22 protein-coding genes are annotated in these 22,552 nt (G+C 65.8%); 17 read left to right on the forward strand and 5 right to left on the reverse strand.

All coding sequences use genetic code 11. The features are described 5' to 3' along the window. The first annotated feature begins 77 nt into the window (after positions 1 to 77). Positions 78 to 1,721 (forward strand): CTP synthase, encoded by a 1,644-nt coding sequence (locus tag R5H32_RS14030; protein WP_318339306.1) that lies wholly within the window; start codon positions 78 to 80, stop codon positions 1,719 to 1,721. Between the two features lie 433 nt (positions 1,722 to 2,154). On the opposite strand, the gene R5H32_RS14035 is transcribed toward R5H32_RS14030, so the two are convergent. Beyond that, positions 2,155 to 2,376, reverse strand: coding sequence for a hypothetical protein (locus tag R5H32_RS14035; RefSeq protein ID WP_318339307.1), 222 nt, complete (start codon positions 2,374 to 2,376; stop codon positions 2,155 to 2,157). A gap of 510 nt (positions 2,377 to 2,886) precedes the next feature. Here R5H32_RS14035 and R5H32_RS14040 point away from each other — a divergent pair. The 10 genes from R5H32_RS14040 to R5H32_RS14085 all read left to right on the forward strand — a co-directional run bounded on the left by R5H32_RS14040 (position 2,887) and on the right by R5H32_RS14085 (position 12,430). Next, the gene (locus tag R5H32_RS14040) at positions 2,887 to 3,330 is read left to right on the forward strand and encodes a TerB family tellurite resistance protein (RefSeq protein ID WP_318339308.1); all 444 of its coding nucleotides are present in this window, start codon (positions 2,887 to 2,889) and stop codon (positions 3,328 to 3,330) included. Beyond that, positions 3,327 to 4,094, forward strand: a complete 768-nt coding sequence (locus tag R5H32_RS14045) for a phosphate/phosphite/phosphonate ABC transporter substrate-binding protein (RefSeq protein WP_318339309.1) — start codon at positions 3,327 to 3,329, stop codon at positions 4,092 to 4,094. The genes R5H32_RS14040 and R5H32_RS14045 overlap by 4 nt, the downstream gene beginning before the upstream one ends. A 93-nt stretch (positions 4,095 to 4,187) precedes the next feature. Next, complete coding sequence (locus tag R5H32_RS14050) at positions 4,188 to 4,967, forward strand: ABC transporter ATP-binding protein (protein WP_318339310.1); 780 nt, start codon at positions 4,188 to 4,190, stop codon at positions 4,965 to 4,967. 42 nt (positions 4,968 to 5,009) lie between these two features. Continuing rightward, positions 5,010 to 5,729, forward strand: coding sequence for a transporter substrate-binding domain-containing protein (locus R5H32_RS14055; protein ID WP_318339311.1), 720 nt, complete (start codon positions 5,010 to 5,012; stop codon positions 5,727 to 5,729). A 42-nt stretch (positions 5,730 to 5,771) separates the two neighbouring features. Beyond that, positions 5,772 to 6,656: an ABC transporter permease gene (locus R5H32_RS14060; RefSeq protein ID WP_318339312.1), complete on the forward strand. Its 885-nt coding sequence runs from the start codon at positions 5,772 to 5,774 to the stop codon at positions 6,654 to 6,656. Beyond that, on the forward strand, positions 6,653 to 7,459 hold the full coding sequence (locus R5H32_RS14065) for an amino acid ABC transporter permease (RefSeq protein ID WP_318339313.1): 807 nt from the start codon (positions 6,653 to 6,655) through the stop codon (positions 7,457 to 7,459). Before R5H32_RS14060 ends, R5H32_RS14065 begins: the two co-directional genes overlap by 4 nt. 197 nt (positions 7,460 to 7,656) lie before the next feature. Next, the gene (locus R5H32_RS14070) at positions 7,657 to 8,991 is read left to right on the forward strand and encodes a glutamine synthetase family protein (RefSeq protein ID WP_318339314.1); all 1,335 of its coding nucleotides are present in this window, start codon (positions 7,657 to 7,659) and stop codon (positions 8,989 to 8,991) included. 74 nt (positions 8,992 to 9,065) lie between these two features. Beyond that, positions 9,066 to 9,758, forward strand: coding sequence for a type 1 glutamine amidotransferase (locus R5H32_RS14075; RefSeq protein ID WP_318339315.1), 693 nt, complete (start codon positions 9,066 to 9,068; stop codon positions 9,756 to 9,758). Between the two features lie 3 nt (positions 9,759 to 9,761). Further along, positions 9,762 to 11,120 carry a glutamine synthetase family protein gene (locus R5H32_RS14080; RefSeq protein ID WP_318339316.1) on the forward strand — a complete coding sequence of 453 codons (1,359 nt, stop codon included), beginning with the start codon at positions 9,762 to 9,764 and terminating at the stop codon, positions 11,118 to 11,120. Positions 11,121 to 11,227: 107 nt separating this feature from the next. Next, the gene (locus R5H32_RS14085) at positions 11,228 to 12,430 is read left to right on the forward strand and encodes a DegT/DnrJ/EryC1/StrS family aminotransferase (protein ID WP_318339317.1); all 1,203 of its coding nucleotides are present in this window, start codon (positions 11,228 to 11,230) and stop codon (positions 12,428 to 12,430) included. 51 nt (positions 12,431 to 12,481) lie between these two features. Here the strand turns inward: R5H32_RS14085 and phaR are convergent, their stop codons facing one another. The 3 genes from phaR to R5H32_RS14100 all read right to left on the reverse strand — a co-directional run bounded on the left by phaR (position 12,482) and on the right by R5H32_RS14100 (position 15,594). Beyond that, entirely contained in the window at positions 12,482 to 13,057 is a 576-nt protein-coding gene (gene phaR, locus R5H32_RS14090; protein ID WP_318339318.1) for a polyhydroxyalkanoate synthesis repressor PhaR, read from the reverse strand. A 167-nt stretch (positions 13,058 to 13,224) separates the two neighbouring features. Next, positions 13,225 to 13,680 (reverse strand): phasin family protein, encoded by a 456-nt coding sequence (locus tag R5H32_RS14095; protein WP_318339319.1) that lies wholly within the window; start codon positions 13,678 to 13,680, stop codon positions 13,225 to 13,227. Between the two features lie 120 nt (positions 13,681 to 13,800). Then, positions 13,801 to 15,594, reverse strand: coding sequence for a class I poly(R)-hydroxyalkanoic acid synthase (locus R5H32_RS14100; protein ID WP_318339320.1), 1,794 nt, complete (start codon positions 15,592 to 15,594; stop codon positions 13,801 to 13,803). Between the two features lie 99 nt (positions 15,595 to 15,693). Between R5H32_RS14100 and phaZ the strand changes: the two genes are divergently transcribed. Then, complete coding sequence (gene phaZ, locus R5H32_RS14105; protein WP_318339358.1) at positions 15,694 to 16,971, forward strand: polyhydroxyalkanoate depolymerase; 1,278 nt, start codon at positions 15,694 to 15,696, stop codon at positions 16,969 to 16,971. Between the two features lie 15 nt (positions 16,972 to 16,986). On the opposite strand, the gene R5H32_RS14110 is transcribed toward phaZ, so the two are convergent. After that, positions 16,987 to 17,748 carry an alpha/beta hydrolase gene (locus tag R5H32_RS14110; protein ID WP_318339321.1) on the reverse strand — a complete coding sequence of 254 codons (762 nt, stop codon included), beginning with the start codon at positions 17,746 to 17,748 and terminating at the stop codon, positions 16,987 to 16,989. A gap of 156 nt (positions 17,749 to 17,904) precedes the next feature. Between R5H32_RS14110 and thrS the strand changes: the two genes are divergently transcribed. The 5 genes from thrS to R5H32_RS14135 all read left to right on the forward strand — a co-directional run bounded on the left by thrS (position 17,905) and on the right by R5H32_RS14135 (position 22,537). Beyond that, positions 17,905 to 19,860, forward strand: a complete 1,956-nt coding sequence (gene thrS / locus R5H32_RS14115) for a threonine--tRNA ligase (RefSeq protein WP_318339322.1) — start codon at positions 17,905 to 17,907, stop codon at positions 19,858 to 19,860. Positions 19,861 to 20,049: 189 nt separating this feature from the next. Then, on the forward strand, positions 20,050 to 20,346 hold the full coding sequence (locus R5H32_RS14120) for a DUF2282 domain-containing protein (protein WP_263334336.1): 297 nt from the start codon (positions 20,050 to 20,052) through the stop codon (positions 20,344 to 20,346). 60 nt (positions 20,347 to 20,406) lie between these two features. Further along, entirely contained in the window at positions 20,407 to 21,261 is an 855-nt protein-coding gene (locus R5H32_RS14125; RefSeq protein ID WP_318339323.1) for a DUF692 domain-containing protein, read from the forward strand. Then, positions 21,258 to 22,001, forward strand: coding sequence for a DNA-binding domain-containing protein (locus R5H32_RS14130; RefSeq protein ID WP_318339324.1), 744 nt, complete (start codon positions 21,258 to 21,260; stop codon positions 21,999 to 22,001). The genes R5H32_RS14125 and R5H32_RS14130 overlap by 4 nt, the downstream gene beginning before the upstream one ends. Continuing rightward, entirely contained in the window at positions 21,998 to 22,537 is a 540-nt protein-coding gene (locus R5H32_RS14135) for a DoxX family membrane protein (protein ID WP_318339325.1), read from the forward strand. The genes R5H32_RS14130 and R5H32_RS14135 overlap by 4 nt, the downstream gene beginning before the upstream one ends. Positions 22,538 to 22,552: the final 15 nt, after the last annotated feature.

The raw sequence follows: 22,552 nt of genomic DNA on the forward strand, positions 1-22,552 counted from the left end.
CGACTCCCGTGATGCCGTGTCCTGAGATGACACGGCAAACCCAAGCGACTTGAGGCAATCACGGGAGATTCCGCAGCATGGCGCGTTATGTATTCATCACCGGCGGTGTGGTCTCCTCGCTCGGCAAGGGACTGGCCTCGGCAGCGCTCGGCGCGCTCCTGCAGGCCCGCGGCTATTCGGTGCGGCTGAGAAAGCTCGACCCCTATCTCAACGTCGATCCCGGCACGATGTCGCCCTTCGAGCATGGCGAGGTCTTCGTCACCGACGACGGCGCCGAGACCGACCTCGACCTCGGCCATTACGAACGCTTCACCGGGGTCCATGCCCGCAAGACCGATTCCATCTCCTCAGGCCGGATCTATTCCAACGTGCTGGAGAAAGAGCGCCGCGGCGACTACCTCGGCAAGACCATCCAGGTGATCCCCCACGTCACCAACGAGATCAAGGAGTTCCTCCATATCGGCGAGGACGAGGTCGATTTCATGCTCTGCGAGATCGGCGGCACCGTGGGCGACATCGAGGGTCTGCCCTTCTTCGAGGCGATCCGCCAGTTCATCCACGAGCGGCCCCGCGGCCAGTCGATCCTGATGCATCTCACGCTCCTGCCCTACCTCGCGGCGAGCGGCGAGCTGAAGACCAAGCCGACCCAGCACTCGGTCAAGGAACTCCAGTCGATCGGCCTCGCGCCCGACGTGCTGGTCTGCCGCTCCGAACACCCGATCCCGGAGAAAGAGCGCGCCAAGATCGCGCTCTTCTGCAACGTCCGCGAGGAAGCGGTGATCCCCGCCTATGACCTCAAGACGATCTACGAGGCGCCGCTCGCCTATCACCGCGAGGGGCTCGACCAGGCGGTGCTCGACGCCTTCGGCATTGCGCCTGCGCCACGGCCCAACCTCGGGCGCTGGGAAGACGTGATGGACCGGCTGACCAATGCCGAGGGCGAGGTCCGCGTCGCCATCGTCGGCAAGTACACCCAGCTCGAGGACGCCTACAAATCCATCGCCGAGGCGCTGACCCACGGCGGCATGGCCAACCGGGTGCGCGTGAAGTCCGAATGGATCGACGCCGAGATCTTCGAGCGCGAGGACCCCGCTCCTTACCTCGAACGCTTCCACGCGATCCTCGTCCCCGGCGGCTTCGGCGAGCGCGGCACGGAAGGAAAGATCAAGGCCGCGCAGTTCGCGCGGGAAAAGAACATCCCCTATCTCGGCATCTGCCTCGGCATGCAGATGGCGGTGATCGAGGCGGCGCGGAACAAGGCCGGCCTCACCCGCGCGGGCTCCGAGGAGTTCGACCACGAGAAGGGCGAGAAACGGTTCGAGCCGGTCGTCTACCACCTCAAGGAATGGGTGCAGGGCAACCACATGGTCGCCCGCAAGGTCGATGACGACAAGGGCGGCACGATGCGGCTCGGCGCCTATACCGCCAATCTCAAGGAAGGTTCGAAAGTCGCCCATGTCTACGGCGCCGCGACGATCGAGGAGCGCCACCGTCACCGTTACGAGGTGGACGTGAAGTACCGCGAGAAGCTCGAGGCCTGCGGGCTGGTCTTCTCGGGCATGAGCCCGGACGGCAAGCTCCCCGAGATCGTCGAGTGGCAGGACCATCCCTGGTTCATCGGCGTCCAGTTCCACCCCGAGCTCAAGTCGAAACCCTTCGCCCCGCACCCCCTCTTCGCCGATTTCGTGCGGGCGGCGAAGGAGGTCGAGCGGCTGGTGTGACGGGGCGGCGGATCGTTGCCTGCTCACAGATTACCGGGCCACGTCCCGAAACTATTCATATCTGTGACTGAGGACGACGGGACTTTGGCGCTCCGGCTCGCAGAAGCGGTCTGCCAGTGGCAGACCGCGCGGGACGGTTGCCCGGAGGCGCGAGCCTGAGGGCAAGGAGCGTGCAGCCGGAGCCGCCGGTTGGATAATCGGGTCGCGTCTGCCTGGGCGGGCGCGGTAACGCGCCTGCCGGGGGCAGGCAGGCGCGGCCCGATTTGTCACGGGACAGATCAGGCAAGAGCGCAGCGCATCACGACAAGTCTTGCCAGACGGATTGTACGGTCCAGGCTCAAGCCGGCCAACACGATCCCGAGATAGGTCATCTGAATTGCCGCCCCCGTCCCGGCCCCGAGCACCAGTCTCGTTCGTTCTCCTGTTCAGACTCTCATTTTCCGGAGCGCGTCTTCGAACCGGCGCCAGCAAGCCGCCCGAGGCCCGCGCGAAGGCGCCAACCCGCTTCGACGGCGTGGTCGAGGCCGAGGATCACGAGGCAGAGCGGGCAGACCACGAAACGCGACAGCAGGCTGCGGCGGGTCCCGTCGGTGGTGCGGAGCGCCATGCCGGTCGGAAAGATGTTGGGGCTCACGACATCAAGCATCGGCGCCATCTGCGGCCCTCCTGCCCTGAAACGGGAGCCGCTGCGGCGTGGCGTGGCGCCCGGATCGTCCGGCGCGACCACAAGGACATTCTGCCTCTGCCATGTGCGAGACTCTTCCCAATCGTTGCGAGGAAAACGCGGCCACCGTCTACGGTCGACAGGCCCATTGGGCGCACAGGGCCGACTGAGCCGGCCATGACCTCATGGTGTCACCGAGCGTGCCCCGTCGCAAGCGGCAAGATGCCGCTATGGCTTGTTTGCGACAAATCGAATGCAACCCTCGCGGGTTTCCCGAACCGGCGCCGCATCTAGCGTTGACGTAACGGCATCCAATCCGGCCTCCCGACGCGAATCGTCCATCAGCCGACGCGCTCCGCGGTGGCGGAGCCGCATCCCCCGCCGCGATCCGATTCGATCCGGCCCGCCGCCACCCGGCCCAAGCTCGCCCGGGGCGCCGACGCCTGCCCGACGCGTGCCATACACTTTGCAGACGCCGGATTTTCCGCCTATATGGCCTCCATGTTCGGACGCCTTCTTTCCTCGCTGCTCGGCCCTGAGCCCGAGCCCCTGCCCGCCCCCGAGGCGCGGCTGGCGCTTGCCGCGCTCCTGGTGCGGCTCGCCCGCGCCGACGAGTCCTACACCGACCCCGAGCGCGCCCGCATCGACCGCGTCCTCGCGACCCGCTACGGCCTCTCGCCCTTCGAGGCGGGCAAGCTCCGCGCCGAGGCCGAGGTGCTGGAGGCCGAGGCGCCCGACACGGTGCGCTTCACCCGCGCGCTGAAGGACGCCGTGCCGCACGAGGACCGGATGAGCCTGATGGAGGCACTCTGGTCCGTGGCGCTCGCCGACGACGACCGCGACCCGCGCGAGGATGCGATGATCCGGGTCACCGCCGATCTGCTCGGAATCAATGACCGCGACCGCGCCATCGCCCGCCAAACTGTTGAGAAAAAACGGAAATGATCGCCAGCCTCGCGATGTACGACTGGCCGCATGTCGCGGCCGAACACGACCGCCTGTGGCAACTGGTCCGCGCGGCCCTGGCCGAGGAGGGTATCGAGGCCCCAGAAGCCCTGACCCGCAACGGCAGCCTCTGGACGATCTGGGAAAGCCCTGCACTGGTGCTCGGCCAGACCTGCGGCATGCCCTACCGGACCCGTCTCCACGGCCATGTCGCGCTGGTCGCAACGCTCGATTACGCACTGCCCGACGCGCCGTCCGGCTACTACTACTCGGAACTCGTCACCCGCGCCGACGAGCCGGGTGACGTCATTGATTTCATTGACAGAACACTGGCCTTCAATGGCCAGGACAGCCAGTCCGGCTGGGCCGCGCCGCAAAACCACGTCGCGTCCCTGGGGCTGAAGTTCAGCCACACCCGCCACACCGGCGCCCATCGCGACAGCGCCCGCGCGGTCGCCGAGGGCCGCGCCGACATCGCCGCGATCGACGCCGTCACCTGGCGGCTGATCCAGGCGCACATGCCGAAGCTCGCCGCGAAACTGCGCGTGATAACCCATACCGCGCCGACCCCCGGCCTGCCGCTGATCACCGCGAAGGGCCGCGACGCCGCCGCCGTCGCCCGCGCGGTCGCCGCCGCGCTCGCCGCCCTCGCCCCAGCGGACCGCGCCGCCCTCGGGCTCGCCGGCCTCGCGGCGATCCCCCCGGAGGCGTACCTCGCGGTTCCCACGCCCGCCCCGCCATCGCAAGATGTGCCGGTCAACTGAGCTTTTTGCCGGAATTTTCCCGTCCAGCCGGACAAAAAGCGCATTGTAAAGCGGCGAATTATCCGCCCTACTCTGCGCCGGGGAGAATGCAACGTGACAGAAAAAGACACTCCGGTCATCGAAATCCGTGACCTGCACAAGGCTTATGGCCAGCTCGAAGTCCTGAAAGGCGTCTCGCTCAAGGCTATGCGCGGCGGGGTCGTGTCGCTCATCGGCTCGTCCGGATCGGGCAAATCGACGCTCCTGCGCTGCTGCAACCTCCTGGAGGACAGCCAGCAGGGCGAGGTCATCTTCAAGGGCGAGAACGTCAAGTGGAAGGGCGAAGGGCTCGGCCGCCATCCGGCCGACCGGGCGCAGGTCATACGCATCCGCACCAACCTGTCGATGGTGTTCCAGCAGTTCAACCTCTGGTCCCATATGACGATTCTGCAGAACGTCATGGAGGCGCCGCTGACCGTGCTCAAGCGCGACCGCGCCGAGGTCGAGGCCTCGGCTCGCAAATATCTCGAGAAGGTTGGCATCGGCGACAAGTGCGACGCCTATCCGGCACAGCTTTCCGGCGGCCAGCAGCAGCGCGCCGCGATCGCGCGCGGGCTCTGCATGGAGCCGACCGCCCTTCTCTTCGACGAGCCGACCTCTGCGCTCGACCCCGAATTGCAGCAGGAAGTGGTGAAGGTGATCAAGGCCTTGGCCGAGGAGCACCGCACCATGATCATCGTCACCCATGACATGCGCCTTGCCGCCGATGTGTCGGACCACGTCGTCTTCCTGCACCAGGGCCGGATCGAGGAGGAAGGCCCTCCGGCCGAACTCTTCGGCAACCCCAAAACCGAACGCCTGCAAGGGTTCCTGAGCGCGACCGTTGCGGCCTGACATCAAAGCAGCTCGAATCAGATCAAGACCGGGAGTAACCAGATGAAGAAACTTGTCCTTTCCGCTGCCGTTCTGGCGCTGACCGCGGGGCTCGCCACGGCCCAGACCGTGCGCATGGGCACCGAGGGCGCCTATCCTCCGTACAACTTCATCAACGACGCCGGCGAAGTGGACGGGTTCGAGCGCGAGCTTGGCGACGAGCTCTGCGCGCGCGCCGAACTGACCTGCGAGTGGGTCACGAACGACTGGGATTCGATCATCCCGAACCTCGTCTCGGGCAACTACGACACGATCATCGCTGGCATGTCGATCACCGACGAGCGTGACGCGGTCATCGACTTCACCCAGAACTACATCCCGCCGGCGGCGTCCGCCTATGTCGGCCTCTCGGCGGATGCCGACCTCTCCGGCGTGATCGCGGCCCAGGCGGCGACGCTTCAGGCGAGCCATGTCGCCGAGACCGGCGCCACGCTCCTCGAATTCCCGACCCCGGACGAGACCATTGCCGCGGTCCGCAATGGCGAGGCCGACGCGGTGCTCGCCGACAAGGACTTCCTTGCGCCGACCGTCGCGGAATCGGGCGGCGAACTGACCTTCGTCGGCGACGACGTCCAGCTCGGCAACGGCATCGGCATCGGCGTGCGCGAATCCGATGCCGAACTGAAGGGCAAGCTCGACGCAGCGGTGCAGTCGATGAAGGATGACGGCACGCTGAACGAGATGATCAAGAAGTGGTTCGGCGAAGAAGCCGTGGTCTTCTGATGCGAGAGGGCGGGGCTTCCGGGCCCCGCCCGTCCTGATCCCATGTTCAATTCCTGCACCGATCCGAGCACGCTCGAAGGCCTCAGCTGGCTTCTCTGCTACCTGACCACGGGCAAGCACCTGTCGATGTACTGGGCCGTCGGCACGGTCCTGCTGCTTCTGGCGATCACCGCCCCCGTGGCACTGATCTTCGGCTTCGGCGGCGCCTCGGCGGCGCGCAGCCGCTTCCTGCCGCTCCGCTGGTTCGGCAAGGCCTATATCTCGGTGGTGCGCGGCGTTCCGGACATCGCCTTCTTCCTGTTCTTCGTGATCGCGCTCGACCAGGCGTTCGAACTTGTCCGCCACAAGATCAAGTGCCCCGACTGGGACCAGGAAATCTGGCAGGGCAACGATTTCGTGGTCTGCACCGCGGCGAAGTTGCCCCTCGGCACCGCACCGCAATGGGTGCACGAGACCTACGGCTTCTTCCTCGCCGTCCTGACCTTCTCGATCGTCTTCGGCGCCTTTGCCGCGAACGTGCTCTACGGCGCGATGCAGGCGGTGCCGCGGGCGCAGATCGAGACCGCCGAGGCCTACGGGATGACACACCGCCAGAGCTTCTGGCGCATCATGGTGCCGCAGATGTGGGTCTACGCGCTGCCTGGCCTCTCGAATCTCTGGATGGTGCTGATCAAGGCGACACCGCTCCTGTTCCTCCTTGGCGTCGAGGACATCGTCTACTGGGCGCGCGAACTCGGCGGGTCGAAGACGACGCAGTTCACCGATTATCCCCATCCCGACTGGCGGATGTGGTACTTCCTCGCGCTGCTGATCTTCTACCTCGGCTTCACGCGGGTGTCCGAAATCGTGCTCGACAAGATCATGAAGCGCCTCACCAAGGGCCAGGCCACGATGGGTGGCGAAGCACAGCGAAAGGCAGCGGCATGAGTTGCTGGGAAACGATCGCCGATTACGGCCTGAGAAGCCTCGGCATTGGCGAGCGGCTCCTGCCGCGCTCCGACTTCACGCTCTGCCAGCAGTTCACGCTGATCGGCTCGGGCATGATCTGGAACATCTACTTCGGTACGCTGGCGCTTCTGTCGGGCTTTGTGCTGGCAACCGCGGTCGCGCTCGGCAAGACCGCGCGCAATCCCCTGATCCGCAAGCCCGCGGAGTGGTTCGTCTTCTTGTTCCGCGGCTCGCCTCTCTTCATCCAGTTCTTCTTTGCCTACTTCCTGTTCCTGAGCCTCAAGGGCTCCTACCCGGTGCTGGCGCCGCTGACGGCCGCGGCACTCGGGGCGCTGGTTGTCCTCTTCCTGAACACCGCCGCCTATTCGGCCGAGATCTTCTACGGCGCGCTGCAATCCATCCCGAAGGGCGACATCGAGGCCGCCGACGCCTATGGCATGTCGGGCTGGCCGCGCTTCCGCCGGGTGATCTGGCCGACGATGCTGCGCCTCGGCTGGCCGGCCTATACGAACGAAGCGATCTTCCTCTTCCACGCCACGACGCTGGTCTTCTTCTCGGGCTTCCCGACCCTGAAGCAGAAGGGCGATGCGCTCTATTATGCGAGCTATTTCGCCGACAAGACCTTCAACCCGTTCATCCCCTACCCGATCCTCGCCTTCTACTTCATCCTGCTCACGCTCACGGTGATCTGGCTCTTCGGGCGGGTGAATGCCCGGCTCAACCGTCACCTGCCGCAGGACACCCGCAGCAGAATTCGCTTGCGTCCACAGTTGATCCGGTAGTATCACATATTTGATCAAATTATTCGGGCGGTCTGAACGCCTGATTCCGGGCACTTGTCGGCGCATGCCGCGCCACCCGCAAAATTTGATCACAACAGCGAAGGCCCAAGGGCATGGGCCGATGCTGCCTGCCGGATCGTTCCCGATCCGGCCCGAGGCGGTTTCGGAACGCGCGCCAGGCCAATCAGGTGCGGAAGATGAAGAACTGGCTCAGAAAACACCCCGAGGTGCGCACGATTCGTGTGGCGGCCGCGGATCTTAACGGACAGCCGCGCGGCAAGCGCGTCCCGGTCCGCTTCGCCGATACGGTCGTCGAGAACGGCACCCGTTACCCGATGTCGGTCCTGAACCTCGACATCTGGGGCGAGGACATCGAGGACAGCCCGCTGGTGTTCGACTCCGGCGATGTCGACGGCGTGCTGAAGCCGACCGAGCGCGGCTTCATGCCGATGCCCTGGCTCGACAGCCCCTCGGCGATCCTGCCGATCTGGATGTTCCGCGAGAACGGGCGTCCCTATGAGGGCGACCCGCGCCACGCGCTGTCCCGCATCGTCAAGCGCTACAAGGCGCTGGGGCTCACGCCGGTCTGCGCGATGGAGCTCGAATTCTTCCTGATCGACGACTCGGGCAAGACGCTCCAGGTGCCGCCGAGCCCGCGCTCTGGCAAGCGCCGCAAGGCGGCCGAGATCATGTCGATCCGCGCGCTCGACATGTTCGACACGTTCTTCACCGATCTCTACGACGCCTGCGAGGCGATGGACATTCCGGCCGATACCGCGATCTCGGAATCCGGGCTCGGCCAGTTCGAGATCAACCTGATGCATTGCGACGACGCCCTGCGCGCCGCCGATGATGCCTGGCTGTTCAAGATGCTCCTCAAGGGCATGGCCCGCCACCACGGTTTCGCCGCGAGCTTCATGGCCAAGCCCTACCCGGAATATTCCGGCAACGGGCTCCACACTCATTTCTCGGTGATCGACAAGGACGGCGAGAACGTCTTCGACAACGGCGGGCCGGAAGGCTCCGAGATGCTGAAGCACGCCGTCGCCGGCTGCCTCGCCGCGATGCGCGACTGCACGCTGCTCTTCGCGCCGCATGACAACAGCTACGAGCGGCTGATCCCCGAGGCCCATGCCCCGAACGGCGTCTGCTGGGCCTACGAGAACCGCACCTCGGCGATCCGCATCCCCTCGGGCAACCCGGCGGCGCGGCGGATCGAGCATCGGGTCGCAGGCGGCGACGTGAACCCCTACCTCATGCTCGCCGGCATCCTTGGGGCCGCCCTCATCGGCATCGAGGAAAAGATGACCCCGCCGCCGCCGATCACCGGCAATGCCTATGCACTCGAACTGCCGCTGCTTTGCGAGACCTGGGAGGAGGCGATCGACACCTTCGAGCAGAGCGAGATCGTCGCGAAGATCTTCCCCAAGGAGCTCATCCGCAACCTCGTGATGACCAAGCGGCAGGAGCTGCGCTACATGGCAGAACTGACGCCCGAGGAGAAGACCGAGATCTATCTCGACACCGTCTGACGCGGCTTCCGCGCCGCTTGCAATGGCGGGCGGCGCGGCGCACCCTTCCCTGACTTTCCGACCAAGAGACACCCATGCGTATCGGCATCCTCCAGACCGGCCAGGCCCCAGATGTCCTGAAGGACAAGATGGGCGACTATCCCGACATGTTCGTCCGGCTTCTGGCGGGGCGCGGGCTCGACTTCTCCTCCTACCATGTCGAGGGGATGGAGTTTCCCGAGAGCGTCCATGACTGCGACGGCTGGCTCATCACCGGCTCGCGCCACGGCGCCTACGAGGACCATCCGTTCATCAAGCCGCTGGAGGAGTTCATCCGCAAGGCCTATGCCGAACGGGTGCCCGTCGTCGGCATCTGCTTCGGCCACCAGATCATCGCCCAGGCGATGGGCGGTCGCGTGGAGAAGTTCAAGGGCGGCTGGTCCGTCGGCCCGACCGACTACGACTTTGGGGGCGAGACGGTGACGCTCAACGCCTGGCACCAGGATCAGGTCGTCGAGAAACCGGCCGCGGCCGAGACCGTGGGCTCCAGCCCATTCTGCGAACATGCCGCGCTCCTCTACGACGACCGCGCCTACACCGTTCAGGCCCATCCCGAATACGGCGATGCGTTCATCGACGGGCTGATGACGCATCGAGGGAAGGGCCTCGTGCCCGACGCGCTGATGGAGGCGGCGCGCGCCCGTTTCGACGGCGCCAATTCCTCCGCCGCGATCGCCGACCGGATCGCGGATTTCTTCAAGCAGAACCGAAATAAAGCAACAGTGTGATTCATGTCCGACTGGACCCAGAAGCTTCCCGAAGCCGCCCAGGAATACATCGCCGGCCGCCGGCTGGACGAGGTCGAATGCCTCGTCTCCGATCTCGCGGGCGTGGCCAAGGGCAAGGCGATGCCGGCCTCGAAGTTCGGCAAGCAGAAGTACTTCCATCTGCCCAACTCGATCTTCGCCCAGACCATCACCGGCGACTATGCCGACATGCCGGACGCGAGCGAGTTCACCGAGCCCGACATGGTCCTGACCCCGGACTTCTCGACCGCGACGGCGGTGCCGTGGACGGCCGACATCACCATCCAGGTGATCCATGACGTCAACGACCAGGAGGGCAACCCGGTGCCGATGGCGCCCCGCAACGTCCTCAAGCGGGTGGTGGAGCTTTACCGGGCCCAGGGCTGGAAGCCGATCGTCGCGCCCGAGATGGAGTTCTTCCTCGTCGCCCGCAACATCGACCCGAACATGCCGGTGATCCCGCCGATGGGCCGCTCGGGCCGGCGCGCCGCCGCCAAGCAGGCCTATTCGATGTCTGCCGTCGACGAGTATGGCAAGGTCATCGACGACATCTACGACTTCGCCGAGGCCCAGGGCTTCGAGATCGACGGCATCGTCCAGGAAGGCGGCGCCGGCCAGGTCGAGCTCAACCTTTCCCACGGCGATCCGGTCAACCTCGCCGACGAGGTCTTCTTCTTCAAGCGGCTCCTGCGCGAGGCGGCGCTGCGCCACGACTGTTTCGCCACCTTCATGGCCAAGCCGATCGAGGGCGAACCGGGCAGCGCGATGCACATCCATTCCTCGGTCGTCGATTTCAAGACCGGCAAGAGCATCTTCTCCGATGCCAAGGGCGGCGAAACCCAGGCCTTCCTCCACTTCATCGCCGGGATGCAGAACTACCTGCCCGCGGTGGTCGCGCTGATGGCGCCCTATGTGAACTCCTACCGCCGCTACGTCCCGGACTTCGCGGCGCCGATCAACCTCGAATGGGGCCGCGACAACCGCACCACCGGGCTCCGGGTGCCGATCTCGGAACCCGCCGCGCGGCGGATCGAGAACCGGCTGCCGGGGATGGACTGCAACCCCTATCTCGGCATCGCCGCGACGCTGGTCTGCGGCTATCTCGGGCTGATGGAAAAGAAGCTGCCGCGGCCCGAGGTCACCGGCAACGCCTATATCGACTCCGACGAGCTGCCGACCAATCTCGGCGACGCGCTCGACCTCTTCTCCGACTGCGCGCCCCTGCGCGACGTGTTGACGCCGGAGTTCTGCGACATCTACGAGGCGGTGAAGCGCAACGAGTACAAGGAGTTCCTGCAGGTCATCAGCCCCTGGGAACGCGAGCACCTGCTGCTCAACGTCTGACCGCCGCGCTCGGCGATTTTTTGCAGGCCGCCCCCGGGCGGCCTGTGGCCTTTTCCGCGGCGGACAGATATGGATTTTTGAAACCGGCGATTTCAAAAAGGTGAACCATGTCCACCGCCACCCTGGCAACCCAGCCGACCCGAGCCCCTGATGTCCACCAGGCCGAACCGATCCCCGAGGCCGCCCGGGCCGAGATCGAGCGGCTGCTCGCGAGTGGCGACCTCTTCCGCTACACAGCGCCCGAAGGCGCGGCAGTGGCGCTCCTCGAGGCCGAGTTCGCCGCCCATATGGGGGTGCGCTACGCGCTAGCCGTCTCCTCCTGCTCGGCGGCACTCTTCCTCGCGCTGAAGGCGCTCGACCTGCCGCGCGGCGCGCGGGTGCTGATCCCCGCCTTCACCTTCGCCGCCGTGCCCTCCGCCGTCGTCCATGCCGACTGCGAGCCGGTCCTTGTCGAGGTCGGCCGCGACCTCCGCATCGACCTCGACGACTTTCGCTTGAAGCTCGACGGCGCCGACGCGGTGCTCATCAGCCACATGCGCGGCCACACCTCCGACATGGACGCGATCATGATCGAGGCCGAGGCCCGCGGCCTGCCGGTGGTGGAGGATGCCGCCCATTCGCTCGGCACGCTCTGGGCCGGCCGCAAGATCGGCACGATCGGCCGGATCGGCTGCTTCTCGTTCCAGTCCTACAAGCTCGTCAATGCCGGTGAAGGCGGCATGTTCATCACCGACGACCCCGAGCTTGCCGCCCGTGCGGTGATCATGTCGGGCGCTTACGAGCACAACTGGAAAAAGCACCCCGGCCTGCAGACCGGCTTCATGCGCTGGCAGAACCGGCTGCCCTTGTACAACATGCGGATGCAGAACCTCTCGGCCGCGGTGATCCGGCCGCAGATCCCCGAGATCGCCTCCCGCGTCGCCGCCGGCCGCGCCAATCACGACCACGTCGCGGAGCGCCTCGAAACCTCGCCCTGGATCGAGGTGCCGCCCGCCCTTCCGCAGGAAGAACGCGCGCCGGATTCGCTGCAGTTCAACTTGAGGGGCTTCGACAGTGATGACGAGGCCCGCGCCTTTCAGGACGCCGCCCTGCACCGCGGCGTCTCGGTCCAGGTCTTCGGGCTCTCGCAGGACAATGCCCGCGCCTTCTGGAACTGGCAGTTCCTCGGCACGCCGCCCGAGCTGCCGAAGACCCGCGCGATGCTGATGCGGGCCTGCGACGTGCGCCTTCCGACGCGGCTCACCCGCGCCGAACTGGACGTGATCGCCGACGGCCTCCTCGCCGCGGTCGACGAGGTCAGGCGCGCCTGATCCTTCTTCATTGCTGAAATACCCCCGCCGGAGGCCTTTTCCGGCGCGAGGTCAGAGCTTGGAGAGCTTCGCCTGCAGCTCCGAAAGCTGCTTCTTGATCGCCTCGAGGTCTTCGTCGTCCTTGCCCTTCGCCTTGGGCTTCGGCTTGTCCGAGGCGCCGCCCTTGGCCTCCGTCTCGCCCGGGGGCGTGAAGCCGCCCATCATCGAGCGCAGGAAGGCCTGCTGCTGACGCTGCAGCGCCTCGAAGCCCGGCATCGACGCCATCGGGTTCGGAAAGGTCGAGAGGTTCTCCAGCATCTTCGACTGGCCCTCACGGAGCATCTCGAACGAGGCAGCAAGAAACTGCGGCACCACGCTCTGCGCGCTCGTCGTGTAGCTGCGCACGAGATCGGTCAGCACCTCGATCGGCAGCACACTCTCGCCGCGACTTTCGTGCTCGGCGATGATCTGCAGCAGATACTGCCGCGTCAGATCGTAGCCGGATTTCAGATCGACGATCTGTACCTCGCGCCCCTCGCGGATGAAGGCGGCGATGTCTTCGAGCGTCACATAGTCGCTCGTCTCCGTATTGTAGAGCCGCCGGCTGGCATAGCGTTTGATCAGCAGCGGCTTCGCGTCGTCGGCCATCGGCCATCCTCCCGAGATAGTCTTTTTTGGCGTTGCAGCGAGATTAGGCCGCGCAGCAGAAAACACAACAAAAAGAGCGAAAAAGAAAAGGGCGGGCACGAGGCCCGCCCAGTTTCGGTCTCACCGACAGGGAGGAGTAAGGAGACCGTTAATCTCGCACTCGTGACTTACTTCGCGGTCGCGGCAGTCGCGGCCTTCTTCGCGGCGGTCGTGACTTCGGCCTGGGCCTTTTTCACCGCAGCGGTCGCGTCCTCGGAGAAGTCCTTGCCGGCGGCGAGCATCAGCTCGACGGTTTCCATCTGGGCCTTCTTCGCGACTTCGGCGAAGGCGGCGAGGTTCTCGGCGGCCATCTCGGCAGCAGCGGACGCGAAATCGGTCATCGCTTTGGAATAGTCGGTCGGCTCGTCCTTGACCTTCGCGAGCGCGCCAACCTTGGCGAGCGTGTCCTTGGTCCACTTGGACGAGATCTCGTTCGACTTCTCGGCGGCTTCGAGCGCGACTTTCGTCACTTTCTCACCGAGCACGGCCGAGGTCTTGAACGTGTCCTGGAACGCTTTCGCGTCGAAGGGAAGCGACGAAGCCATGTCCTGCATGACTTTGGTGAAGTCCTGGGTCTTCTGCATCTGAGTATCTCCTGGCATGGGCGGATGCCCGTTCTGCTTATGCAAGGAAGATACGTTCTGCGTTGCAGCATTTCAAGATTTTTTGCTGCAGCGCAGAAAAAAAGTTTTTACGGCCTTCTTTCAGACAGTTGGGATCTCGGCCACGTAGGCTCCGGGGGCCGGAGCCAGAACAGGATGCTTCGAATCGCCCAGATCGCGTGCCGGGATCATCTTGCCCGACCGCGTCTTCAGCCACCCTTCCCAGCGCGGCCACCAGCTGCCCTTGTGGAATGTCGCCGTTTTCAGCCACGCGTCGGCCTCGCCCATCTCTGCCTCGTTGGTGTAGTGGCCGTACTTTTCCTTGGTGGGCGGGTTGATGATCCCGGCGATATGGCCCGACTGCGAGACGACGAAGGTCTTATCCTTCGACCCGTACTGGCGAATCCCGTTGAACGACCCCTTCCAGGGCGCGATGTGATCGGTCTCGCAGGCGACAGCAAAGAGCGGGATCTTGACGTCGGCGAGCCCGATCTTCTCGCCGCAGATCTTGATCGTCCCGTCGGCGAGTTGATTCTGCTGACAGATCCAGCGCAGGTACTCCACCGCCATCCGCGCCGGCAGGTTGGTGCCGTCGCCGTTCCAGTAGAGCAAGTCGAAGGCGGGCGGCGCCTCACCCATCATGTAGTTGCGGATCGCCGGCGCATAGACGAGGTCGTTCGAGCGCAGGAACGAGAAGGTCCGCGACATGAAATACTTGTCGAGATAGCCGTCCTTTGCGACCTGCCCCTCGATGCCGTCGATGAAATCGTCGTCGAGGAAGACCGAAACCTCGCCCGGATCGGAGAAGTCCGTGAGCGTCGTGAAGAAGGTGGCCGACTTCACCGACTTGTCGCCGCGCTTGGCGAGCACCGCCTGGGTCATGGTCAGCGTGGTGCCGGCGATGCAGTAGCCGACCGCGTTGACCTGATTCTCGCCGGTGATCTTCTTGGCTTCCTCGATCGCGGCGATGAAGCCCTCCTCGACATACTGGTCGAGACCGACATCGGCATAACTCGTGTCGGGGTTCTTCCAGCTCACGACAAAGAGCGTGTAGCCCTGATCGACGATATACTTGATCAGCGAATTCGAGGGCTTGAGATCCATGATGTAGAACTTGTTGATCCAGGGTGGGAAGATCACCACCGGCGTCGCGTGGACCGTCTCGGTCGTCGCCTTGTACTGGATGAGCTCCATCATACGGTTGCGGTAGACCACCGCGCCTTCGGTCGCGGCGACATTCTCGCCGAGCGTGAAGGCCTCGGGGTCGGCGAGCCGGACCAGAAGATCGCCCTTGTTCGCCTCGATATCGCGCACGAGGTTCTCGAGCCCCTTGACCAGGCTCTCGCCCTCGGTCTCCACCGCGCGTTCGAGCGCGTCGGGATTGGTGCCGAGAAAATTCGTCGGCGCCATCATGTCCATCATCTGGCGCGCGAAATGCTCGACGCGCTTGCGCTCATGCGGCTCCAGATCGTCGATATTCGCCAGCGCCTGCTCCATCGCCGCGACGTTGCGGAAATACTGCTGCTTGACGAAATTGAAATAGGGATGGGTCTTCCACAGCGGGTTGGCGAAGCGCCGGTCGGTCGGCCCGGCATCCTCGGGCGCGGTGAACTTGCCGGTGGCGAGCGCAGCTTGCGCGTCTATATAGTGCTTCAGCGTCTTGCCCCAGAGCGACGCCTGCTGCTCGATCAGCTTGCCGGGGTTTTCCAGCGCCTCTTTCCAGTAGGCCGTCACCGCATGGGCGAAAAGGTTGTGACCGGGCGCCTCGACCGCCGGATTGGGCATCCGCTTTTGCGCCATCGCCTGGATGAGGCGCTGCGTCAGCTCCTCGACCCGTGCCAGATTTGCACTGAGTTTTTCAAGATTTTCAGGGGCGGTCTCAAGTTCAGTTGTCATGTCAACCTTTCCTCCCTACTCTGTTGCACTGCAGCATAGCGTTGCTGCGCGCGCAGGAAAAGCGGCGTTATCGCCAGCATGACCGGGACAGGAGACGCGATGAAGGGAATGTTTTCTTACGACCTGATGGAAAGCACCAGGAACACCAATGAGTGGCTGGGCGCTTCCGCGCGAGCGATGTCCTCCTACCCGATCTGGGGGCTCGTGCCGCATCCGATGTTCAAAGTGCTCTCCGCCTGGGGCCGCGTCACCGAGCGCAGCTTCGCGCGCATGGTCATCAAGCCTGACTGGGGCATCCGCACCGTGGTCGGCAGCGACGACCGCGACCATCTCGTCGAGGTCAATACCGTCGTCTCCCGTCCCTTCGGCGACCTCATCCAGTTCAAGGTCATGGGCCGCGACCCGATGCCGCGCCGCGTGCTCCTCGTGGCGCCGATGTCGGGCCACTACGCGACCCTCCTGCGCTCGACCGTTCTCAGCCTCCTGCCCGATTGCGACGTCTTCGTCACCGACTGGACCAACGCGCGCGACATCCCGGTCTCCGCCGGCAAGTTCGACATCGAGGACTACACCCTCTACCTCGTTGATTTCATGCGACATCTCGGCCCAGACACCCATGTCGTCGCGGTCTGCCAGCCGGCACCGATCGCGCTTGCCGCGACCGCCTACCTCGCCGAGGCCGAGCCCAAGGCGCAGCCCCGCACGCTCACCCTGATCGGCGGCCCGATCGACCCCGACGCCGCCCCGACCGAGGTCACCGACTTCGGCCGCCGCCTGACGATGGGCCAGCTCGAGCACCTCGCGATCCAGCGCGTCGGCTTCAAATATGCCGGCGCCGGGCGGCTGGTCTATCCGGGCCTGCTGCAGCTCGCCTCCTTCATCTCGATGAATCTCGACCGCCACACGAAGGCCTTCTCGGACCAAATCCTGCGCGCCGCCAAGGGCGAGGCGAAGGAACGCGACGCCCACAACCGCTTCTACGACGAATATCTCTCGGTCATGGACATGACGGCGGAGTTCTATCTCTCCACCGTCGAGCGGGTCTTCAAGAAGCGGGAGATCGCCCAGAACATCTTCACGGTCGCCGGCCAGCGCGTCGACATCGGCCGAATCACCGATGTCGCGGTCCACACGATCGAGGGCGAGGAGGACGACATCTCCGCCCCCGGCCAGTGCCGCGCGGCGCTCGATCTCTGTACCGGCCTGCCCGATGCGAAGAAGGCCTTCCATATCGAACCCGGCGCCGGCCATTACGGCATCTTCGCCGGCAAGTCCTGGCGCAACAACATCCGCCCGCTGGTGCTCGACTTCTTCGACGAGAACTCCGGCCTGCCGAGCCGGCGCCGCACCGGCAAGGCGGAGATCCGCGCCGTCTGACCCTTCCGGCGGCGCCTAACCGGCGCCGCCTTCCAGCCGCGCGAGCACCTTCATAACCGACAGCTCGATCAGCTTCAGGCAGTCGGGCGTCGAGAACCGGTGGTCCGCCCCCTTCACCACGACAAGCCGGATATCCGGCCCCGTCACATGCTCGACGAGCCGCACCGCCACCGCCAACGGCACGTCGGCATCCTCCGTCCCCTGCAACATCCGGACCGGGAACGGCAGATCGAGCGGGCGCCGCAGCACCAGCCGGCCGCGCCCCTCCTCGATCAGCCGCTTCGTGATGATGTAAGGCTCGTCGGAATAGTCCGAGGGCAGCGCGACCCGGCCCGTCTCCATCAGCTCGCGACGCTGATCCTCGCTGAACGCGCCCCACATCCCGTCCTCGGTGAAGTCCGGCGCCGCCGCGATTGTCACGAGGCCGGCGACCTTCTCTGGCATCTCCCGCGCCATCAGAAGCGCGATCCAGCCCCCCATCGACGAGCCGACCAGCACCTGCGGCCCCTCGGTCAGGGCGGTTATCGCCGCGCGCGCGTCCTCGAACCAGTCGCCGATCGCGCCGTCGAGGAAATCGCCCGACGATTGCCCGTGCCCGGAATAGTCGAGCCGGAGAAACGCCCGCCCCGCCGCCTTCGCCCAGGCCTCGAGCGCCAGCGCCTTGGTGCCCTCCTTGTCGGACTTGAACCCGCCGAGGAACACCACGCCCGGCGCCCTGCCCCCGATCCGGTCATAGGCGATCCTCCGCCCCTCCGGTGTCGTCAGAAACTCGCTCATGGACACCCCCTCCTTCTTCATTGCCTCAAATACCCCCGGGGGTCCGGGGGTGGAACCCCCGGCCGTTGACTTCCACGCCCCGATTGGGAATAGAGGCGCCACATAACCCGCAACCGGGCGTTCCGTGGGCGCCAAACCGACGAGGAGCATGGGCCGATGACCCAGATTTCCCTGACATTCCCCGATGGCAACAAGCGCGATTACGCGAAGGGCGTGACCGCCGCCGAAGTGGCGCAGTCGATCGCCCCCTCGCTCGCCAAGGCGGCGATCTCCGCAAGCGTCGACGGCCGGCACTGGGATCTCCAGTGGCCGATCGAGGCCGACAGCCAGATCGCCATCCACACGATGAAGGACGACGTCCAGGCGCTCGAACTCATCCGCCACGACTTCGCCCATGTCATGGCCCGCGCCGTGCAGAAGCTCTGGCCCGAGGTGAAGGTCACGATCGGCCCGGTGGTCGAGAACGGCTGGTACTACGACTTCGACCGCGAGGAGCCGTTCACGCCCGAGGATCTCGGCGCCATCGAGAAGGAAATGCGCGCCATCATCGCCGAACGCGACCCGGTGAAGACCGAGGTCTGGGAGCGCAGCCGCGCCATCGCCCACTACGTCGCCAAGAACGAACCCTTCAAGGTCGAGCTGATCGAGGCGATCCCCGGCGACGAGCCGCTGCGCATGTACTGGCACGGCCACTGGCAGGACCTTTGCCGCGGCCCCCATCTCCAGCATACCGGCCAGCTCCCGGCCGACGCGTTCAAGCTGATGAGCGTCGCCGGCGCCTACTGGCGCGGCGATCACACCAAGAAGCAGCTCCAGCGCATCTACGGCGTCGGCTTCAAGAACCGCGACGACCTCAAGGCCCATCTGACGATGCTCGAGGAGGCCGCCAAGCGCGACCACCGCAAGCTCGGGCGCGAGATGGAGCTCTTCCACATGCAGGAAGAGGCGCCGGGCATGGTGTTCTGGCACCCGAACGGCTGGACCGTCTACTCGGCGCTGCAGGACTACATGCGCCGCCGCCTCAACCGCGCCGGCTACAAGGAGATCAAGACCCCGCAGGTCGTGGACCGCGTTCTCTGGGAACGCTCGGGCCACTGGGAGGCCTACCGCGAGAACATGTTCATCGTCGAGGTCGACGAGGAGGGCGCCAAGGAAAAGCGCATCAATGCGCTGAAGCCGATGAACTGCCCCTGCCACGTCCAGGTCTACAACCAGGGCCTCAAGTCCTATCGTGACCTGCCGCTCCGCCTCGCCGAGTTCGGCTCCTGCCACCGCTACGAGAGCTCGGGCTCGATGCACGGCCTCATGCGGGTGCGCGGCTTCGTCCAGGACGACGCTCACATCTTCTGTACCGAGGACCAGATCGAGGCCGAATGCGCGGGCTTCATCGACCTTCTGTCCTCGGTCTACGCCGATCTCGGCTTCACCAAGTTCGACATCAAGCTCTCGACAAGGCCCGAGGTCCGCGTGGGCAGTGACGAGATCTGGGACAAGGCCGAGGCGGCGCTAGAAAGCGCGGTCCGGAAGGTCCGCAACGACTATGTCATCGATCCCGGCGAGGGCGCCTTCTACGGGCCGAAGCTCGACTTCAAGCTCACCGACGCGATCGGGCGGGAATGGCAGTGCGGCACCTTCCAGGCCGATTTCAACCTGCCGGTCCGTCTCGGCGCGGAATATGTCGGCGAGGACGGCGCCAAGCATCGCCCGGTCATGCTCCACCGCGCGATCCTCGGCTCGTTCGAGCGGTTCCTCGGCATCCTGATCGAGAACTACGCCGGCAAGCTGCCGTTCTGGCTCGCGCCCCGGCAGGTCGTCGTCGCCTCGATCGTCTCGGATGCCGACGACTACGTCCACGAGGTCGTGGCTGCGCTCCGCGATGCCGGGCTTCGGGCCGAGGCCGACACCCGCAACGAGAAGATCAACTACAAGGTCCGCGAGCATTCGGTCGGCAAGGTTCCCGTGATCCTCGCCGTCGGCATGAAGGAAGTCGCCGAGCGGACTGTTTCAATGCGCCGTCTCGGCGAGACCCGGACCGAAACCGCCAGCCTCGCCGAGGCCGTCTCGGCCCTCGCCGGCGACGCGACGCCGCCCGATGGCCCCGCCCGGAAATAAAAGCCCTATGACAGGCTCCGCCCACAATGGCGGGGCCTGCGCTCCGGCCGAACCGGCCGGGCGCCTTGATGTTTCAGCTTTTCACGCACCTGTGGGCCACGCCTTCGTGAGTGGTCTGTGACCGAAGCTGCGGCTACGGTCCCTCCTGTCGACACGACGATCCAAGCAACCGCAACAAGGGATACAACCATGTCTCATTCCGTGAAGACCCTCGCCGTCGCCGGCAGCCTCGCCGCCGCTCTCGCCGGGCACATGGCCACCCCGGCCGCGGCCCAGGAAGCCAAGGAGAAGTGTTTCGGCGTGGCGCTCGCCGGTCAGAACGACTGCGCCGCGGGTCCGGGCACGACCTGCGCCGGCACCTCGAAGGTCGACTACCAGGGCAACTCCTGGAAACTCGTCCCGGCCGGCACCTGCGCCACGATGGAACTGCCCGACGGCCGCATGGGCTCGCTCGAGGCGCTTGACCGCGACCTGCCGCAAGGCTGACGATCCTGATCGGCATCCCCGGCCCGGCCGGGGATGCCGTCCTGACCAACGGGGGACGGCATGCTAGATCAAACCGCCAAGCGCAGGCTTCCGGCCCGGCCCGGCGTCGGTTACAAGCCCCAGCACTTTTCCAACATTCTCGCCAACCCGACCCCGGTCGAATGGCTCGAAATCCATGCAGAAAACTACATGGGCGACGGTGGACGTCCCCTGGCGCAGCTCCGCCACCTCGCCGAGCGCTTCCCGATTTCCGTCCACGGCGTCGGCCTCTCGATCGGCGGCGAGGGCGCCCTCGACCGTGACCACCTCGCCCGTCTGAAGCAGCTCTGCGGCTGGCTCGCCCCGGCGAGCTTCTCCGAACATCTCGCCTGGTCTACCCACGGCGCCGAATTCCTCAACGACCTCCTGCCGCTGCCCTATACCGAGGCCACGCTCGCCCGCGTCTGCGCCCATATCGACGAGGTGCAGGATCACGTCGGCCGCCGGATGCTCCTCGAAAACCCCTCGGTCTATGTGAATTTCACCGAGACCAATCTCGACGAGATCGACTTTCTGACCGAGATCGCGAAGCGCACGGGCTGCGGCCTGCTGCTCGACGTGAACAACGTCTATGTTTCCTGCACCAACCGGCAGACCGACCCCGGCGACTACATCGACCGCTTTCCCCATGACCTCGTGGGCGAGATCCATCTCGGCGGCCATGACGAGGATGCCGACGACGCCGGTGCGCCGCTTCTCATCGACGCGCATGGCTCCGAGGTCGTCGACCCGGTCTGGCAGCTCTATGCCCGGACCCTCGCCAGGGGTGGCGCGAAGCCGACGCTGATCGAATGGGACAACGACGTCCCCGACTGGCCGGTGCTCGCCGAAGAAGCCGCCCGCGCCGCGCGCATCCTCGACGGGGTGCCGGCATGAGCCAATCGGAATTTCGCGCCGCCCTCCTGGATCCCGACCGGCCCACGCCGGAGGGCGTCACCGGCCCCGCCGGCCGTCCCGCCGGGCGCCGCTTCGACGTATACCGCAACAACGTCACCGTCTCGCTGACCGAGGCGCTGCGCCAGGCCTTCCCGGTCATCCGCAAGCTCGTCGGCGAGGAATTCTTCACCGCGATGGCGCGCGAACATCTGCGCGCCCATCCGCCGGCCTCGCCGCTGATGATGTTCTACGGCGCGGCGATGCCCGCCTTCCTCGAGACCTTCCCGCCGGTCGCCCATCTCGGTTACCTGCCCGACATCGCCCGGCTCGAACTCGCGCTCCGCCAGTCCTACCACGCCGCCGACGCCGCCCCGGTCGCGGCCGAGGCGCTTCAGGTACTGTCTCCGGACGATTTCGTCGCGGCCCGGCTCCGCCTCGCCCCGGCCGTCCGGGCCCTCCGCTCGCGCTGGCCGATCCATGCAATCTGGGCCGCCAATGCCCGCGACGGCGCCGCGCCGAAACAGGCCACGCCCGAGGACGTGGTGATCCTCCGGCCCAATTTCGATCCCGAGCCGCTTCTCCTGCCCGCGGGCGCCGCCCCCTTCGTCGAGGCGCTGATTGCGGGCCGGAGCGTGGGCGAAGCGCTCGACGCCGCCGGTGAATTCGACCTCACCTCAACGCTCGGCCTTCTGATCGGCGGATCGGCGATCGTATCCATCGGTACAGGAGAGCCAGCATGATCGCAGCCTATGACCGCACCGCGAACGCCCTGTCCCGCCTTGCCCCGGCCATGCTGCCGACGCTCGCGCGATTCGTCTTCGCGGGCGTCCTGCTCGTCTATTATTGGAACTCCGCCCGCACCAAGTTCGGCGACGGGCTCGCCGGCCTCTTCAGTCCCTCTGACGGCGCCTATATCCAGATCTTTCCCAAGGCGGTCGAGGCCGCGGGCTACGACTTCTCGCAGCTCGGCGCCTTTCACTGGGCGGTCACGCTCGCCGGGACCTGGGCCGAACTGCTCCTGCCGCTCCTGATCGTTCTCGGCCTCCTCACTCGGCTCGCCAGCCTCGGAATGATCGGCTTCGTCATCGTCCAGAGCCTCACCGACATCCTCGGCCACGGCGTCGGCGGCGACGATCTCGGCCGCTGGTTCGACGCGACCCCGGACGCGCTCATTCTCGACCAGCGGGCGCTCTGGATCATACTGCTCCTGCCATTGGTCCTGATGGGTGCCGGCCCGCTGTCGCTCGACCGCCTGCTGGCCCGCAACCGCCGTTGAAGCCGCACCTTCCTC

This window comes from Defluviimonas sp. D31 (assembly GCF_033436765.1).
Taxonomy (GTDB): domain Bacteria; phylum Pseudomonadota; class Alphaproteobacteria; order Rhodobacterales; family Rhodobacteraceae; genus Albidovulum.